At 56.1% G+C, this 21,014-nt stretch carries 1 protein-coding gene; it reads right to left on the bottom strand.

The window, feature by feature from the left end:
• Positions 1-23: 23 nt before the first annotated feature.
• Complete coding sequence (locus Pla52nx_RS03115) at positions 24-20,951, bottom strand: LamG-like jellyroll fold domain-containing protein (protein WP_197454251.1); 20,928 nt, start codon at positions 20,949-20,951, stop codon at positions 24-26.
• Positions 20,952-21,014: the final 63 nt, after the last annotated feature.

The following is a 21,014-nucleotide window of genomic DNA, read 5'->3' as shown; positions in this document are numbered from 1 at the left end:
AAATCTATTGCGCAGTTATGGGGTCAAGCCTCATTTTCGATCAGATCGCTCAGGCTTTCCTCGTCAGATTCGCTCTCATCGATCTCGCTATTGCCTAGAATCGGCAGCGGGTCAAAGGACGTCCACGCGGGGAGAGCCGCTACAAGACTCGCCACCATCGCACCGCCGCGAACCAACCACACGATGTAGCCAACCGTCAGTGCCGATGAAATCACCTTTGTGGTTCCTATCACCAGCTCGTGAGTCGCCACACGCTCGTCTTGTTGCGATTTGGCGGACCAAGATGAAGAGTTGCCGACCAAACTCAGTGGATCGTCCGCAATCGCACGCCGAAGCACCTGTTCCGGGAGCGATAGATCCGTTGACAAGGATATCGATGCGACACGAGAAATTTGAGTCAAATCTCTGGGCATGCTTGGCAGTTCGTCTTCCTCTACAACGTCCGTTCGTCTCACCTGTTCGATCTTCTCAATCGGCACAGACGAAGTCGCTCTTTCACGCGTGCCGGATGGCGCCGGCGCCGTCGTTTCCGTGGACTCGGTCGTTATCACTGGGGCCAGCGGCGTGCCCTCATCAGTCGGATTGTCTCCAGGATCGCTGCCGCCTGTCTGACCCCCTCCCCCGTTGTCGCCGCCGCCTCCGGGAGCCACCATCACGCGAATAAAGACCGTGATGGGATCGGAAAGATGAACACCATCACTGACACGATAGGTGAACATATCAAATCCTGTGAACAATCCATTGGGAACATAGGTGAACGACCCGTCAGAATTGAACACAAGCTGCCCGCCAATGGGGTTGCTTTCCAGGATCGCGGTCAGTGCAGCTCCCTCGGGGTCCGAGTCATTAGCAAGCACGCCCGGCAAGACCACTGTCAAGGTATCAATGCTGTTCGTGAGATACGCGTCCATGTTCCCGGTCGGTCGCTCATCCACATCGCTGACGTTGATAGTAAACGTGGTTTCATGGAAAAGTCCGTTTGCGTCTGTCACTCGAATGGTGACGTTGTGCGTCGCCGCTGCTTCAAAATCGATCAAAGTGCCATTGGCAACTGCCAGTTGACCAGTCACGGAATCGATCGCGAATCGCCCGCCGGAGTCATTCGTGAGCGAATACGCCAACGTCTCCGCGGGGTCAGGATCCGTACCAGTGGCAACACCAATCAGTGTTGAGTTTGCCGCGTTTTCGACCACCGTGTTGCCGACAAGATTGATCGACGTCGGAGCATCGTTCACATTGGCAACCGGTGTGGTTTGAGCAGACGTCAGCGGACCTTCTGCGGTTCCGTATCCATCGGTGTAGGTCACTTCCACGCTGATTTGAGTGCCCACATCGGCGTCGCCTAACGTGTAAGTGCTGCCAGTCGCTCCACTGATCGCTATGCCGTCTCGTAGCCACTGATAGTTGAATGCTCCCAGTCCATCAACGTCACTGATACTGCTGGTATCTGCGGTCAAGGTCTGATCTTCCGTCACCGTGCCCAGGATCATTGGCACGCCCACCGGAACATCGTTCACATTGGCCACTGAAGCAGTCTGAGCTGATGTCAGCGGCCCTTCCACAGTTCCGTTACCATCTGTGTAGATCACCTCGACGCTGATTTGCGCACCCACATCGGCATCACCCAAGGTATAGGTATCCGCGTTGGCACCACTGATGGCCACGCCGTCGCGAAGCCACTGATAGCCAAACGCTCCCAATCCATCATTGTCACTGATACCGCTGGTGTCGGCGGTCAGGGTTTGATCTTCCGTCGCCGTCCCGGTGATCGCGGGCACGCCAACCGGCGCATCGTCTACATTCACCACCGAGCTCGTTTGAGTCGATGTCAGCGGACCTTCTGCGGTTCCGTTACCATCGGTGTAGGTCACCGCGACACTGATCTGTGTGCCAACGTCGGCATCACCCAGCGTGTAGGTACCCGCGTTGGCGCCGCTGATGGCCACGCCGTCGCGAAGCCACTGATAGCTGAACGCTCCCAATCCATCATTGTCACTGATACCGCTGGTGTCGGCGGTCAGGATTTGATCTTCAGTCACGGTACCCGCGATCGTGGGGATGCCCACCGGAGCATCGTTCACGTTCACCACGACTGCTGTTTGAGCCGATGTAATGGGCCCTTCTGCGGTTCCGTTACCATCGGTGTAGGTCATCTCGACACTGATCTGTGTGCCAACGTCGGCATCCCCCAGCGTGTAGGTACCCGCATTGGCGCCGCTGATGGCAACACCGTCGCGAAGCCACTGATAGTTGAACGCTCCCAGTCCATCGTTGTCGCTGATACCGCTGGCGTCGGCGGTCAGAGTTTGATCTTCGGTCACGGTACCCGTGATCGTGGGCACACCCACCGGAGAATCGTTTACGTTGACCACTGGGCTCGTTTGAGCCGACGTCAGGGGACCTTCTGCGGTTCCATTGCCATCGGTGTAGATCACTTGGACGCTGATCTGAGTGCCAACGTCTGCGTCACCCACGGTGTAGCTGCTGGCAGTGGCACCGCTGATAGCCACGCCGTCGCGAAGCCATTGGTAGCTGAACGCTCCCAGTCCATCGTTGTCACTGATCCCACTGGTGTCGGCGGTCAGGATTTGATCTTCGACCGCGGTTCCTGCGATGGCGGGAATGCCGAATGGCGTATCATTCACATTGATCACCGGACTTGTTTGAGTCGATGTCAGAGGACCTTCCACGGTTCCGTATCCGTCGGTGTAGGTCACTTCCACGCTGATTTGCGCACCCACATCCGCATCACCCAAGGTATAGGTGTTGGCGTTGGCACCGCTGATGATCATGCCGTCTCGTAGCCACTGATAGTTGAATGCTCCCAGTCCATCAACGTCACTGATACTGCTGGTATCTGCGGTCAGGGTCTGATCTTCGATCACGGTTCCCGTGATCGTGGGCACGCCCATCGGAGCATCGTTGACAGGGGTGATGTCGACACTGATGCTGCCAAGGTTGACGTCAACCCCACCACCATTACCGGTGTTACCGTTATCGTTGACCGCGATAGAGATCGAGTCGGCACCAACCCCATTTGAATTGGGTGTTGCGTGCAGGTAGCTGATGTGGGTCGCCGAGTCGAGATAGGTGTTCAAATCCGCCAAGGTCCCGCTCAACGTTAGAGCGGCGGTTCCATTGCCCCCGATCGTAATCCCGCTTCCCGCGGCTGCTGTCAGGTTGCCACCCGCGGTGGAGAGCTTGACGGTCAATAACGCCGAATTGGCGTCTGGATCCGCCAAATCAATGTCAGACAGATCGATGGTCGTTGGGGCATCCTCTGTGACGGTTATCGATCCAGGCATAGAACCGGCGTTGTATGGATCGTCGTTGATCGGTGTGACGTGCAGTGTTGAATAGGAGGTGTTGCTGGTTCCACCATCGCCGTCCGTCAGTGTGACTTCCAAGGTTCTGTCTGAGGCCGTTGGGTTGTCCCCTTGGATACCGACCGCGATGTTGTCATACACTTCCTGGACTTCCGTGATCGTCGCGTTTGCATTGAAGTTGACGACAATGGGACCATTGGTCCACAGCCCTGTGACCGTTCCGATGTTGAGGCCATCATAGAAGAGGTTTCCACCAGATTCGGAGAGATGAACTCCGCTGGCGAACGACATCTGTTCTGTACCATCGGCGCCAGTGGTTACTTGCGCGGTAAGCACGCCTCCGTCGAAGTCCAAACCATCGACATCGCTGGCGAATCTGCCGCTCAGGGGTGCCACACCTCCCGCCCCCTCGGTGATCGTTATTGTATACCCGTTCTGCAGAACGGGAGCTTCATTGACATTACTGACAGTCACGTATACCGTTTGGTTGTCATAACCACCAACTCCATCGCTAACCTGAACGATGACCTCATACAGATTGTCAGAGTTGAAATCTGATGGAGACTCATAGTTTGGTACCGTGTCAAATGTCAATGTGCCATTTACACCGTCAAGACTGAATTGTGCGGCATCCGCGCCACCGACAATTGCGTATGTCAAGGTTTGCCCTGGCGTATCACTGTCCGTCGCCAAAACGGTCGTCACAGCAGTACTATTCTCTGCGACACTCACGTTTGCCGTTGATCCGCCTCCATCGGAGTTGATCACCGGAACGTCATTGACAAACACGTCAACAGTGGCCTGGTTCTCATGGCTGGCCAAGGTGCTGATTTCTCCACTTGTCAAATCTCGATCCATCAGCATCAAGTTGTCCAGTTCACCGCCAAAGTGTCGATCAGCGTCGAGGTCCGATCGGCTGCCGAGGTACACATCGCCCGTCGGGTTGACTCCGTCACGTCCCCTGCTGGAGTCTGTCGCCACAAGCACTCCGTCTAAATACAACGACACTCCCGTGGTTGAACTGACGGTCAATGTGTAGTTGTGCCACTGCCCATCGCCGACAAGCGAAGTCACATCGACATCCAAGGCGTATTCATCGAGGTTATCATTTCCATCGCGAACCACTGAACGCATGATCCCAGGAGTTGCGCTGCCAGATTCAGCGATCAACACGTTTACCGAGTTCTGCAGATTTGGATCGCCGTGGCTGTACAGGTATTGAAAGAACGAACCAGAAACGTCCGCAATTCGGAAGTCAAAAGTCAACGTGAATTCTGCTGCATAGGAAACGTCAGGAATGACGACGTAGTCACTCGAACCATTGAAATGCAATGAGTCGCCGAACTGACCGGACACGGTGGTTGTTCCGTGGATCGTTCCATCTGCCGTACCGACCGCGTCGTTGGCATCGCCGTTGAGCCCCCAAAAGTGACTCAAGCTGATTCCAGAATCGACAGCCAAGTACTCAAAAGAATCATTGCCAGTGAAGCCACCATCGGGAGTGTAGGTGAGCGTACCGTCGCCGTTGTTGACAAGCGATCCGTTGGCAGGGCCACTGTGATCCAGCACGGCGGGCGAGTCACCGACATTGTCCAAGTCGTTTGCGGAGACGTCCAACACCGTGCCGATGGATTCATTCACGGTAAAACTGTCGTCGATTGCATCGACAAACGTTGCGATCTCGTTTTGATCGACGACGTTCAGGTAGATCGTTTGGGTATCAGTGCCGCCCCATCCATCGCTGACCTGAACAATCACTTCGTAAACATTATCGGAGTTTGCATCACCGGGAGATTCGAAATCGGGGGCGGTGAGAAACGAAATCTGCCCAGAGAAGCTGTCAATGCTCAGGCTGGCAGCGTCCGTTCCGCCGACAATTGAGTAGGTCAGCGAATCGCCATCGACATCGGAACTGTTCAACAGTGCCGCCAGGATGCTGTTTTCGGCGACGTTCACATTCGCGGAAGCTCCTCCGCCGGCATGAATGATGACTGGAGCGTCATTGACGGCTGTGACATCGATGGTCATGACGGAACTGGCCACCGCGTTCGTCGTGCCGTCATTGACCGAGAATCCGAATGAGTCGTAGGCGTTGCCGTTGCCATCTACTGCGGGAGAGTATGTCAAATTGCCAGAAGCAATGTCCGCGATTGAAATCGTCTGATTGAGCGTCACGTTGGTCCCGCTGATCTTCAGAAATCCGATAGAAGGCAGGCTTGAAATCTGGATGCTATCGAGCATATCACCGTCGACATCGCTGAAGTTGAAATCCGAGGCGATGAACGTGTAGGGAGTATCTTCATTGGTGACAACGGTCTGGTCACTGGAAGTCGGCGCGTCGTTGTGGGCGATGACATTCATAAGCCGAGCGTCTGTCGCACTGGAGCCTCCATCCCCATCGCTGACCTGCATTGATAGTGTTCGTTGCAATGTCGAAGGGTTTTCCGAAACACTCATGAAGGCGATCCGACGAGCGACGGCCTGAAGGGCAACGGCATCGGCATCCGAGTCAAAGGTGACGCTCAAGTCATCACCCGCACCAATCCCACCCGAATAGGTCGCGATCTGCACGCCGTCAATCAAAACCGTGTTACCGACAACATTGACTTGGCCAGGCCCCGTCCCCTCATGGAGCACAATCAGTCGGTCGTCGGCCTCACCATTGGCACTGATGCTGGTCGTCAGAAATCCACCGGCAAAATCCAGCAGATCCGCATCGGTGATCGTTGCCGTCACATCAACAAATGTCCCCACCCCATTTTCATTGTAAGTTCCGCCACCGGGAGCCAACGTCAGGACCGGAGCATCGTTGACCGATGCTACCGACACGTCAAAGCTGTCGGCATGAGTCAGCCCGCCGCCGTCCGTGGCCAGCACGCTGATGGTATCCGTGCCGTTGAAGTTGCTGCTGCCTTGATAGCTGAGCGTTGCCAGAGTCGCATTGATGTCGGCCTGGGTTCCGCTCACCGTCAGAGTCGCCGTGCCGTTGGTGCCGGCGCTGATCGAAGATGTTCCCTGCAGAGTCACACTGACCGTTCCGTTTGCCGCCGACAACTGAACAGACGTCAGATCGCCATCGTCATCGGTAACGCTCAGCCCGCTGATCGTCAGAGGCGTGTCCTCGTTCACATTCTGCATGCTCGGGACCGTCACCACCGGAGCGTCGTTGCTGTTGGTCACAATCCAGTTGAACGTGGCCGATGTGGTCGTGCCGGCCCCATCATCGACAGTGAAGTCGAATGAATCACTTGATGTTTGGGAACCGTCATGGTCATAAGTCAAATTGCCAGCGTCGATGTCGGCTTGGGAAAAGGTGTCGTTCAGTCCCAAGGCAGTCCCGTTCAAACGAAGCGTGCCGCTGGCTGGAACGGAATCGACCGTGTAGATCAACTGACCGGTTGTGTTGTCCACATCGGTCGTTTCCAACATGGCCGTCGTGATCGGATTGCCAGTCGATCCTTCAAGAACATTTGTGCCCGTATTGGTCGCCAGGACTTCCTCGTCGTTGACGGCTGACATCGAGATCGTTGCCGTTGCCGTGGCACTCGTGACGTAGGCATCCGAAGCCTGAATCGTGATGATTCGGGCTGTTGTGTCGGGGAAGTCGGACAGATTGTCGTAGGCGAGCGATCGCAATACCGTTTGATAGTTTGCCACCGAATCGCTTCCGCTCAGCGTCAGGGTACCGGTTCCACTGTCGTAGCTCGCCGTGATGGATGTACCGCTGGTATTGGCGATAAGGACTTCGTCCGCTCCATCTCCCAAGTTGGTGATCGTCGCGGTTAACGAAGTCAGTTGGCTGCTGTCGCTGTCGGCCAGTACGGAATCCACATCAGCGATCGAGACAGGCCCGGCATTCTCAACCCACGCTCCGTTGTAGTTGGCCCCGGTTGCCCCTGAGCTATTGTTGCTGTCCAGGTCAATTGCAGGAGGTTGCGGTGCGGTGTAACTGACAACCAAATAAGGCCTAATCGATACATTAGCGTTTTCGGATGACGCGAATGTCCAGTTGTCGGCCGAAACCGATTTGAATACCCAGCCGAAATTGGAGCCCCCGTTGGCGACGGATTGGATATCGGCGGTCACATTCACTTCCACCCAACCGGTAATTCCCGCGTCGAGGCTTGCGATGGCAGCCGAAGTCGCTTCCACATTGTTGGTGCTGACGCCTGCCGACAAGCTGTTCCAGGTCGATGCCTCCGACCAATTGGTCAGCATTGTGTGAACGGTAATCCCGTCATTGGAGTCACCGTCCGTCACGTAAATGTTTAGCTTGGCGGACGTAATCGTCGCGCCTGCTGGGATTTGACCGGCACCGCCCAGCAAATCTTCGAATCGCAACAAGGCATGGATCTCATTGTCGTCCGAAATCACCGAAGTGCTGTTGCCATATGACGTGTTCGCGTTGCCGTCATCCACATGAGTGTCTTGTGTTCCGGTGTATCCGTTGTCTCCTTGTTGGAATCTCAGGGCTCCCACTTGGATATCAATCACATCATTATCGGACAACGAACCTCCACCCGTGTTTCCAAGGTCGTCCGTCACGAGGGTAATGAAAGCGACTCCCTCAAAGGCAACCGCGGGATCGAAACTCAACCCGTCCAACGCAGCATTGATATCCGCAACCGTCCCGGTGAACGTCATGGTCGTGTCTGAGGTGCCATCACCCGTGCTGAAGGTCAGGCCCGATATGCCACTGAGCGACAATTGTCCGTTGGTCACGGTCAACGCCACTTCGACCGAATTGCCTCCGGCATCAACGTCCGAGATACTGATCAGATTCGCATTTGCGGCATTGAAGACTAGTGGAGTGTTGGTGTTCGTTACCTGGGTGCCGACGGTGCCATTGACAGGAGCATCATTGACCGCAGTGATTGCAATGTCGCGGGTGACGGTGTTGGAGTTCTCATCGCCGTCGTTGACGATGAAACTGACTGTTCGAGTCGCTGCGGACGGATCGTCGCTGATGTTGTTGTAGGTAATGCTACGAAGAGCGGTTTCGTACTGAGCCAATGTGGCGGGGCCACTTAAGTTCAGCTCGCCCGTGGTCGCATTCCAAGAACCGGTAATGCCGTTCTGATCCACGAACGCAAGGATATCTTCGCCGTTGACGTAGTTTCCGCTGATCTGAACCACCGCTGATTCGACATGGGTGTCGTCCACATCGCCGATCACCAGCGTTGAAGTGATCACTACTTCGCCGTCGTTCTCGGTGTATGCCAACGCGGCACCTTCGATCGACGATTCCACAGGTGCATCGTTCACACTGGTGATCGTAAAGCTGAACGTCCCTGTAGCGGGTGTTGAACCGTTCTCGCCTCCGTCGGCCAGACTAAAGGCAAAGCTGTCCGTAGCAAACTCCCCGCCAGCATGGTCGTACGTGACCAATCCCGCGTCGACGTCAGCTTGCGTGAACGTGTCATTCAAGCCGATCGTAGTGCCGTTGAGCTTCAATGTTCCATAATTGACATCCGTGGTCACCGTGTAAGTGAGTTCGGCGCCATCATCATCTGGATCGCCTTCATTCAACATCGCAATGGTGATGGCATTGTCCAACGAGCCTTCCAGTACCGTCGCTCCCGTGTTCGTAGCGATGGTTGGACTCTGGTTCGAACTCACCACCGTGACGCGGTGATCCGCAGTGAACTCGATGTACGCCGGACCATCGATTCCAGTCGCGTAGTCATCAATGTAAGCTCCAGTGGTTCCGTCATAGCGACGAATCGTGTCCGCATTTTGATCAGCGACGTACAGATTTCCGTCTGGGCCAAACTCGACGCCGGTTGCCAACAGCAGCCCACCGGTTCCGTTGGCGATGAAGGTCGACGTCGCCCCAGTTGTCGCGTCGACTCGAATCACGCCGCTGGTGCTGCCGACGTATAGATTTCCATCGGGACCAAACGTCAGGTCTTCGGCGCCGCTGATGCTGGCTACGTTGAAACCCGAATCCAACACTCCCGTTGTTCCGTCGTAACGCAGTACCCCAGCGCTGCCGCGGTTGGCAACGTACAAGTCTCCGTCCGGCCCAAACTCCAGCCCCAGTGGACTGGTCAACCCTGACGCGACAAAGTCGTCGATGAAGGTTCCGGTGGCTCCGTCAAAGCGAACGACTTTACTGGCACCGTAGTCGGCGACATACAGATTCCCGTCGGGACCAAAAGCTAAGCCGCCGGGGCCGCTCAGGCTGGGATCGCTTGCGGCAACAAAATCACCAACCAGCGTTCCATCAGGCTGGAATTCGACGATGTTGCCCGAATCCACGCCACTGACCAGATAGTTGCCAGATGGCATGACCACGATATTGGCATGTCCATCGACCCCATCGGAAAACGGCGCGAAGTTTCCAAGCGTGGTTCCATCGAATCCTTTGAATTGGGAGACGTAGTCGCCGACATAGGCTGGGGCCAGCAGGGTGGCTTGAAAGTATTGGCCGTCTTCATCGGTCGCACTGACCGTGACATCAAGTGCGAGTCCGGCCAGATCATTCGAATAGACATGCGTCACGCTTGACGGGTCGCCAGCATAGGTTGTGATGGTGCCGTCACCCCAGTTGACAATCCACTGCGAAATCGTGTCGTTGCCCGGATCGACGTCGGTCAACGTCAACGTGTATGTCACTCCACCGCCGACCGCCGCAGCACCCGTGGCTGTCAGCGTCGGAGCCACATTGTTAACCGTCACCGTAGTGGACGAGGTCACGAGTCCCCCGTTCCCATCATCGACCTGCAGACCAATCGTATAAACGCCGTCGTCATTGATCCCGTAGGAGGTCAGTGCACTCCATGTCGGAGTCGTCGTGGCCGATGTCGTCGTGATGTCGTAAATCGCGTCGTTGTTCAAATCCCAGCGATAGGTCAACGTGTCGCCATCGATGTCTGCCGAGCCGCTCGCATCCAGGCTGAGCGAATCTCCTTCGTTGATCGAGTAGGCACCGCCATGATCGACGGTCGGAGCATCGTTCTGGGCAGTGACATCGAATGTAATCGTATTGCTGGACGCGTCGCGGTTGCTCCCGCCGTTGACCGTGCCGCCGTCGTCCTGCACTTGGAAATCAAAGCTGGCATAGCTTGAGCCGTTGCCATTGGCTGCGGGCTCGTAGGTCAACAGCCCCAGATCGATATCCCCTTTGTCAATCCAGTTATTCGCAGCAAACGTTGAGCCGTTGTAGAGCAACTGACCTTGCCCTGGCAGCGTCATGATCCAGACACGATTGAAACTGTCATTGTCGATATCGGTGAAACCGAAATCGGTAGCCGCGAACGTATAAGTCGCGTCCTCATTGATCATGATCGTGTTGTCCGCACCGCTGGGCGCGTCGTTGATTTCCGTTATCGTGATCGTGACAGTATCCGTGTTCGAGCTGAAGGCGGTCGAGCCTCCGTTGGTCGTCACGTTCGCGTTGCTTCCGGATGTACCCGTCGACTGATCCCAAGCGTGATAAGTCATCGTCATCGTTCCGCCGCTAATCCCATTCGGCGTGAAGCGAATTTGATCCGTGGCTTTCAACAAGAGAGCATTCGAATCGGTTGGAGAACCGAATGCCGCCCATGCTCCACCATCGATCGAATACTCCAGGACGCCGTTTGAACCCGAGACATCGGTAACGGCAATTCCTTCTGGATCCCCGTCGACATCTGTCACACTCGTTCCAAGTAGCGACGCGACAGTATTTGTGTAGGCTGCGGAATTCTCGGTCAATGGCAGCGTCGGCCCGTACGGGGTCAACACCGGTGCATCGTTGACGGGATTGACTGTGAGCGCAATACTCTCACTGTCGTAGCCTTGGTCGCCCATCGCGGCGATGATTTCCGTCTGACTGAGAACGCTGTTGTAAACCCGCACGTCATCGAGGCTGCCCACGAAAGCCCGGGAGCCGTCGGACAAAGCTCCAATCGTAATGTTCGGTGAAGCAGCGGTTCCCCAGTCGATGTCGGCGAAAGCGAACGAGCTACTGCGGATCAATTCGCCATTCAGGTACAGTCTTGTTTCTTTGGTGACATCATTAATCGTTGCCGCCACATGATTCCAGTCTTCGCCGGCAATGTTGTGAGCTGCGTTGAGACTATTGGTCGTAAAGTTGTTGACCGTCAGCCCCATGATGCCGCCAGACGACTTGTCGAGGGTAACGTAAATTTCATCCCCGATCGACAGAAAGACGTTGTCCTGCTGCCCAGCATCCAAATTGACCCAAGCCGCGATCGTGACTTCGTCCCCCAACGAGGAAACACTGTTTGCCACGTCGATGCGGTCATCTCCGTCAAAGGTCAAGACATCGCCACGTTTGGCGTCGCTGGTTAGTGTTGGATTGCCGGAAGCCGTGCCGTGGTAGTTGTTGGCCGTTTCGTCTTCCAAAGAACCGTTGAGGAACTCATAGCGAGCATACAGATTCGCTTCGACAGCTGGCGAAGAACCCGTCGTCACCGTCAACGTATCGCTGCCGTTGTAGCTGGCGTTGCCGAGGAACTGCAAGCCGTCGAGCGCCGTGTTGATATCTGATTCCGTACCGGAAATCGTTAGTGTCGCACTGTTGTTGCTGGTTCCATCCAGGAAAGTGATTCCGGTTGTCGACGACAGAGTCAACCGACCATTCACCACCGACAACGTTGCCGTGACGACCGGATTATTCAGACTTCCACTTTCAACGACGATCGCATTGCCACCGCCGACTGAGAACGAAAGCGGAGTGTCTTCATTAACCGACTGAGCAATCGGAACCGTCAACGTTGCCGGTTCATCGACATCGATGATATTGACCGTCGTGCTGCCGGTGGCAGTCAGCTGTCCGCCGGTGCCTTGTGAATTGGCGGAGTTGCCGTCGTAGAATTCCCAGGTGATGTCGACGGATGTCGGTGGAGTATCGCTGCTGTTGCTGTATGCAATCGACCGCAGCGTTTCGTTGACGCGTGCCTGGGTGGCATTCGCGTTGAACGTCAGAATCAGGTTGCCGCTGGCCGTTGACGAGACCGTTCCGATGTCAACCCCGGAAAGCAAAATGCTTCCGCCTTGGGAAAGCGGTGCCAGGTTGCCAGTGGCACTAAACACGTCTTCGCCAACTCCACCGCCGGCTCGATGCAGCCACACGAATGAACCGTTGAAGTTGTCAGCCGCTGAAAGTTCGGCGTCGAAGATCTGAACGTCGGCATCCAGCACGACGACCGAACCGCCTTCGATGAAGGTTGAATTGTTATCGAGGTTACTAAACACCGGCGCGTCATTGACGGCGTCGACCGTGATGGCAACGCTGTCGGACACTTCGGCTTGATCCGCGGCCAGCGCCGCGATCTCGTCGGCGGAGAGGGCACGCGTGTAGATGCGCGCGTCGTCGACGAGTCCGTTTAGATGGTAACCTGAGCCGCCCCCATGAGCTCCAATGAAGGTGTTCGGGTGGATCGCGTAGGAGATGGACTCAGTCTGGTTCGCACCAGCCACCAACTGACCGTCGATGTATAGAGACTGCTGGTTATTCGCGTCATCGAATGAAAATGCGATATGACGCCAGCCGGTCCCAGCAATGAAGGTTCCGGTACCTAGTTTGTAGTGTGTGGAGCCATTGTAGAAAAACGCGTTGACACCTGTGCCCCCCACAGATTCATCCAGCCGAATTACCACGCTGTCGCCTAACGAGATCAGTTCCTGGTTCGTTCCCGATGCCAGATTGACCCAGGCGGCTAGAGTGACGTTGGCCGGGTTGCTGAACGTCCCAGCGATTTGCACTCCATCTCCGACGCCATCCAGGCTCAGCACTTCACCACGCTCGGGATCGTTCACCGTCGTCGCATTGCCAATGAACGTTCCGTCCTGAGAGATCCCAACGCTTTGATCCACCGCAATACCACCGTCAAATGTGTAATGCCCTTCGAGGTCAGCACCCAACGACGTGGTCATATCCAGTGTCACCGGACCACTGTAGCCGCCGGCTGGCGTGAACGTCATGCCTTCGAAGGCGGCGTTGATATCCGATTCGGTTCCTTGAATCGTCATGAACGTGCCCCCGTTGCTGCCACCCAGAATCGACAGCCCGGTGGTTTGCGACAGCGTCAACGTGCCATTGAAATTGGTGGAGATGTAGACCTGCAGGCGAGTATCCGTGCCGGCGACCGTATCGCTGACCGTCACGGCGTTGCCATTGACGGAGCTGAAGACCAAAGGTGTGTCTTCGTTTGTGGTTTGTGAACCGGGGACCGACTGAGTCGGCTCGATGCCATTATCCACCGCGATCGACATCACTTCGCTGTACGAATTTCCCGCCGCGTCGGTGACCTGGACCGTGACATTGTGCGAAGTGGCCGTTTCGTAGTCGATCAGCGAACCATCGGCGATGGTGATCTCACCAGTGCTGTTGTTGATCGCAAAGCGTCCGCCCGCGTCGTCGGTCAGGCTGAACGTGAAGCTGGATAGCACCTCGTTGGCGTCCCATTGGACAATGTAACCGATCTGTAGAGACGGATCATCCGTCAGGTCGAACCAGCTGCCATCGCTGTCCAGAACGGCCCCGTCTTCGCCAGCGGCCGAAATACCAGTCCAGTTGTTCGGCTCGGATCCGGAGGTCCAATTTGCGTAGTTTCCATCGACTGCGGCCCCGCCAGTTCCGCCGGACCAAAACTGATCTCCTTCGGTTGTTCCATCCAGCCAACGCCATTCGCCTTCGGTGATTGCGTCCGTGGCGCCAATCCAGACGTCCGAACCCGCAGCCAAGTTACTCGCCAAGTCGTTCTCATAGGCGGAGCGAATGGTGATCAGCTGGCCGTTGACACCGTTGAGCGAGGCAGTATTCGCGGACGCGATCGCGCTAGAAAACTGCTCCGACGAGGTAACGACTCTATAAAACTTGCCCGTCGCCGCGTCGTAGGACAGCGTCGGATCGTTGTTCAGGATTGTCGTGACGGCGGCGGGGATTTCGATGACCTGGACGTCCGCGATGACGGCAGCATAAGAGCCGGTGTCAAGTGATGCGAATCGGAGAACGGTGCTTTCGGAATCCGCCGTAAACTTAAGCGTATAGGAGTTCGCCATCGGCGTAGAAGCTGACCAACCGGTGGGGTGACCGATAGTAACGTCTTGCGAATGACCTCCAACACTCACTTGAAAATCGACATGCGACTGGGCACCGGCAAAATTCCCAGCGGCGACGAAGACCAACTGGTACTCGCGGCCAACTTCCGTAGCGAACGTCTGAGTGATCACACCGGTAGTATTTCCATTGAGCTCAACGGACCGACCACCCAGATCCGTCAACGGTGCTGCGCTGCCCAGCAGGTCGACATTGCCGCTTTCAACAGTCCATTTGCCAAATGTCTGCCCGGTTGTGTAGCGAGTGTAGGGTCCCGGATCAGGTGCTTCAAGAAACAGTCCATCCTGAACAATGTCCTGCGGCGAATCTGGATCGCTCGGCACGACATAGCCAACGGTCGCTCCGTCTGTCGCATGTTCGCTGATGTGCAGATCGCCGACTGGTATGCTGGCAATGAAGCCGACTCCGGTGGCGTGCCCGATGCTCAGGTTGTTGCCCGAGACGACATCGACGACTTCGTTCGATCCGTTGAAACCATCCATCAGACAGTTAGCGATCAAGCCCGTTGGCAAGCTGCCGCTGTCAAACTTGTGCTGGTAGTTCAGCGCGATTTCGGCTTCACTACGGACTTGATTCCAAATGCGGATGTCGTAGATCGCTCCGCTGAAAATGTTGTTGGAATAGAAATCACCCGCGTCATCCGGATCCTGTCCAACGACCAACTGCGCGACCGTTCCGTTATATAACGCATGCCCAGCCCCGACGCCCGAGACGGTTTCCGCGTATTCACCGTCAATGTAGAAATGGACGTCGCCATGTGTGTTGTCCCACGAAACAGCAACATGATGCTTGTTCCCATCCAGTAACTGAGAGTAAGTTCCAGTGGTCGCCTGAGGAACGCTGTCAGCAATCACAATGCGTAGCGATCCGTCCAAATTGATGGCGACTCCAAACTCGGTCGCGATGCCTGATTCCTGATAGTCGATAATCGGAATGTAACCCGTGGTGACAGAATCGACTTGAAATGTTGCCTCTAGCGTCAGTTGGTCAAGACCACCTAGAACGGGTCGACCGTCGGTCAAATAAAGATAGCTGTCGTTCCCTCCATCGGTATTCAGCTCAATGCCGCTGGAAAGATCCGAGGGCGCGCTGTTGGATTCGACCAGATTGTTCAGTGAGATTGCGAACGCTTCGTCGTAGGTCGCTGTGCCATCGCTGACCCGAACCGTGACCGTGTGTGTCGGGTTGGTTTCGTAGTCCAGCAGCGAACCATCGGCGACCATGATCTCGCCTGTGTCAGCATCGATCGTAAATGCGCCGGCAACAGTTTGCGATTGGATCGAATAAGTCAGTGCGTTCGTCGCGTCGAGTACCGTATCGGCATCAAACTCGACGATGAATCTCTGATTCACGGTCCCATCAACATCATCCCATAAGCCCGTTGCCGCAAAAATCTTGGCGTAGTCCTGACCTTCAAAATCGTTCGGATTGGAGGAGTCCCAGTTTGTGTACAAACCATCGACGTTGTACCCCGATCCATCACCTCGCCAGAAGACTTCACCCGAGTTGCCACCCCATCGCCATTCGCCTTCCACGCCGGAATCGCTCGCGCCGATGTAAGCCTGGGTGGCTCCGTGTTGATTCAGAATGTCCACGATCAGTTGGTTCTCTGTCGCCGACCCGATCTGCACCAGTCGACCATTCACTCCATCAAGCGTTGTCAACTGAGCGCTACTGTCGGCGGTCGACCACTGCACACCGACATTCTGGAACTGATAGAACTTGCCAGTCTCCTCGCTAAAATGAAGATTCGGATTTGCTGCCAGCAATTGAGTAACTCTGGATTCGCGATCGATATCGATTCCGGCGGCCTGCCCAACGACCGTGCCATTGAGTGCATTTTCATCGACCGCAAACGTCAGTGACGCTTCGCTGGCGGTGAAGCCTGTACCGGTTGCGTGTTTCAGCGTCAGATTGTTGCCGCTGACGGAATCGGTGACGACGCCGGTCGTCGAAAGTTCATCAAGCGTCCACTGGGCCAACAAGCCGGCTTCGTCATGGGGCAATTCGCTGCGATAGCTGGCCGCAATTTCACTGGCAGTGCGAACTTCGTTGAAGATCCGCACCCCGTAGATCGTCCCGGAAAATGTGTCGTTGTTAGCAAAGTCCGATTCGGGTGAACCTTGATGCTGTCCGATGACGACAGTTCCCTCCGCATCAATTGTGGTGAACTTTTGATAATCGTTGCGTCCCAAGCCAAGTTGTTCGCCATCGACGTAGAACATCAGCACGCCACCCGTGTTCTCCCAAGTGACGGAGAGCGTGTGGCGACTGCCGTCAAGTAACTTCGGCGCGTGCGTGCTGCTGCCGTAGCCGGGGCCGCCGTTGGAACTTGTGCGGAAGAAGACTTCGCCACCCGAGTCGATTCCGACCCATAGTTCGTCCTGATTGGTTCCCGTGGCATACGACAGCAGTGTGGTCATCCCGATTGCGGGCGCGGTGACTTGGAAATCCACTTCGATCGTCGTCGCACTTTCGCCATTAAATGGCGAACCGTCAGCGACTAAATAAGCGTCGTTGCCGCCATCCGCATTGATCGCCATTCCTCCGTCAGTCGTCGAAACGGCTTGCAAGTCGCTCGGCGCGCTGTTGCTGACCAGCGTGGCGACCGCGGACTGGGAAAACTCGGATGTGTTGCTGTTGTAAGTTGCCGTGGCCATGATCAAGTCGCCTGCGACCACGGTGCCCGTGTATCCCGTCAGTGCGACATTGGTGAACGTCGCGTTCCCTGAAGCGTCTGTGTTGACCGTGGTTGAGCCGAGATACTTCTTACCTTCGCGTTTGGTCACATCTCCCGTAGATGGCGTGGCATAGAAGTGGATCACCACTCCGGCCAGGCTGGCCAACGTATTGACCGAGCCGCTGACGGTCACAGTGGTTCCCGCACCATTGACCGTGCTCGACGTGATGATTGGAAAATTCTGCAGGTTGTTGGCACCTGCATCGCCGTCCAGATTGTCGTTAGACGTCACGCCAAGGGTGCCAAGGTCGATGCCCAGGGTATCGTTGCCGTAGATGCTGTTGCCTACAATCAAGTTGCCCGTACCGGCGGCAGGCAACACATTGACTCCGGCGCCAGATCCGGTGTCGCGCCAGCCACTGGCGGTGATCACATTGCCCAGTCCGGCAGCGGCCCCTCCGATTGTGGTGTTTGTCGCTCCGGCATCCAGCATGATTCCACTTTCGCCAGAACCGGCGACAACGGTGCCCGCTGCATTGGTGCCGATGAAGTTGCCGGTGATGACGGTTCCGGTGCTGGCCCCATCCACTTCGATGCCAACCCATCCGCTGCCGACGATCACATTCCCCAGACCGATGCCGCCGATGGTAGTACTATCCGCACCTCCGGAGATGAAGATCCCGTCGCCTGCGTTGCCAAGAACTGTGGTGCCGTCGCTACCCAGACCGATGTAATTGTTTTGGATGAAGTTGCCGTCGCTGGCCTCTCCGTTTATATGAATTCCGTCCTGATCGTTGCCAGCGATGATGTTGCGGCGGGCGGAGCCTGCACCACCGATGAAATTATTCGTCGCACCATCGTAAATGCGAATACCGTCGTAGGTGTTTCCACGGTCAAGCAGTCCGGTTGCATCGGTGCCGATGTAGTTGCCGTAGATCATGTTGCTTGAGCTTCCGGCACCCTCGATCAGGATCCCATTCTCGTTTCCTGAGATCACATTTCGTTCGCCCGAATCGTTGGTTCCGTCGGCGTTGGTACCAATTAAGTTCCCGCTGCTGCCGGCGGTGATGATGATGCCTGCCCAGTCGTTTCCCAAGACTGTCGATCCATCGACCGCGAGCCCGACATAGTTACCCTGAATGAATGAGTTATCGGTGTTGAAAAATGATATCCCAAAACCATCGCTGGCCACGATGTTGCGTTCGGCTACGTCATCTCCCCCCACGATCACGCCGGTCGAGTCGCCATACCAGATACCATGTACTAAGTTAGAGATCAGGTTCATTCCGGTTTTGTCGGTACCCAGATAGTTCCCGATGATCTGGGTATTGTTCGCTGCACCACTTCCGACGATACCGTTATTGGTATTGCCGGAAATCACATTGCGATCCGCCGCCGTTGTTCCGCCAATGACGTTGTTGTTGCCCGACCAGATCGTGATGCCCTCGAAGTTGGCAGCGGCAGCCGTGCCGGCCGCATTTGTGCCGATCCAGTTGCCCGCGATCAGGTTGCCGGACGACTCGATGTGAATTCCGGCCGTATCGAATCCCTGAATATTGAACCCTCGAAGGATACTGCCGTCACTGCCTGCACTCAGCCTCAGCCCGTGCGTTCGTGTGCCACCGTCCACCAGAGAAATGAGAGGTTCGCCCGCGAAGCCGGTTTGAGTCGTGGCGTCAACGATGACCGTGTCAGTGATTCCCGGCAGGTCGGTGCCCAAGATCGTGATGACCTGAGTCCCCGTACCGATTGCGAAGTCGATCGTGTCCGTACCTACATTCATATTGGCCTGCGTGATCGCCCACCTCAAGCTGCCCACGCTGCCGTCATCCAATGTGTTGGTGACGGTGAAGGTCTGCGGACCAAGTCCGGTCAGATCAAAGCGTCGTAGGAACACACCGCTGGAATCGGCCTGGCCAGACTGAGTCCCATTACCGCTCCATGCGACGACAGCCGAAGTCCCAGTGATGGCCACCGTGGGGTCTTTCTGGTCGTTCCCCGTGGTCTGTGCAATCCGCGTTTCGCCACCTATGGCACTGCCGGCACTGTTGTACTGCTGAGCATAAACGCCGAAACCGGCTCCATCATGACCTGACGAATCATGCCAAGCGATTACAAAGTCGCCATCGTCATCGACCGACACGTTCGGCGAACCCTGGTTCCCTTGCGTCCAGGTGTTGACCATGAATTCATTGCCCAGCGCCGTGCCGGACGCATCGAAACGGCGACCATAAATGCCAAATTGATTGCCATCGTCGCTCATCCACGTCACGACAAACCTGCCCGATGCATCGTTGTCAACGGTGCCGTAAAACTGTTCACCCACCGTCGTCTGGCTAATGCGTGTCTCCGAACCCTGAGCGACCCCACTGGCGTTGAACCGCTGGAAGTACATGCCGTTCAGACTGCCATCCTGCCCATTGCTCATCCAGGTGACGACAAAGCTGCCATCGTCGTTGACCGCGACATCCGGATGATTCTGTGTGTCGGTGGCATAAGTATTGACGCGGGTGTTACCTCCTTGGGCCACACCACTGGCGTTGTAACGTTGGAAATAGATATCAGTATCACTAGCATTCTGAAATGCCACCACGAATGATCCGTCCGCCGCAAAGTCGACGGCATGCGCATCTTGAACTCCGGCGAGAACGCTCACCATCGTTTCGCCGGTCAGAGCGGTTCCGTTGATATTGTATAACCGCATGTAAGTCTCGTAGGTGCCCGAACGGCTATCGCTCCACGTCACCACAAAGTTACCGTTGTCGGCCATAGCGACGTTCGACCAATCCTGAGCTGATGTGTTCGCGCCGTGGACACGGAATTCGCTCACGCGTACCGAACCGTCTGCGTTATAGACCTTGGCATACGTATCCGCATTGCCGCTGCGATAATCGTCCCACACAACGACGTAATTGCCACTGGAATCCATCGCCACGTTTCCGCCACCAAAGGACGTCGTGTACTGATTCTCCGGTGTCGAAGTGTTGACCAGCGTTTCACCCCCGCTTGCCGTGATATCCAGCAGATGCTGCCAGGTGGCTTGGCTGTAGACCCCGACAAATGTCTCGCTTGAAACATCGCCGATGCGATACTCCAAATCCCAGTCGCCGCCCAAAGACTCACCGCCCGTCGCATCATCGCTGGCCGCGACATCGCTGTTGGTCAAAATCGCCAAGCTCTCGATCAGATCGCGTCCCGATTCAGAACTGGCCAAATCGCATCCGTAGATCAGCAAGTCCGCATCGGCATCCAAAGCGTTCGCCCAACTCGCGATGTCACCTGAATATCCGGCGAGCGAATCAAGAGATAAGCGAGTATTGCCAACTTGCAGTCCTTCGCCATCACCGTGTGACACCAAATGGACCGCATCAACACCTGAAAGGCCGGCGAGCGTTTCTGTGATCTGAACGATTCCATCCCGCTCTCCATCCACCCGGACGATCAGCCACTGGGAATTCACGGTGCCTTCTCGAAGATCATTGATCAGGGCATCTGCGTCTTCCACGCCGCCGTCAACAAAGATGACCGCCAGCGGACGAGTCTCGTCCAAGGGCTGCCCGTTCTTGTCCAGGATGGTGCGCCCCGATAACACATTTGATTCGGACTGTCCGGATTGCGGTCCGGTGGAGACAGCATCGTCCGGCCCGTTTTCATCACCGACCGGCTGAACGCTCGGTTCAGCTCCCGAACCATCAGCAAGCTGATCGACCAGTTCACTCGGAACGGGTGATGCGCTCATCAGGACACGGCTCTCCAATTGCAGCATGTCCAACCGAGTGTCAGCAGGGGCGACATCCTGCACCGCGCGTACGGTGGCGTCACGGATTTCGTCGACAGTCAAGCGGGCTTGGGTTAGCCAGTTTCGTAAGGTCATGAATCGAATACTGAAACGTCGGGTTGATGTTGGCACCCATTGGGCGCAGTGGTCCATCAAACC

Source organism: Stieleria varia (genome assembly GCF_038443385.1).
In the GTDB taxonomy this organism is placed as follows: Bacteria; Planctomycetota; Planctomycetia; order Pirellulales; family Pirellulaceae; genus Stieleria; species Stieleria varia.
The sequence above is the reverse complement of the archived record's forward strand: the minus strand, read 5'-3'. Positions and strand labels throughout refer to the sequence as shown.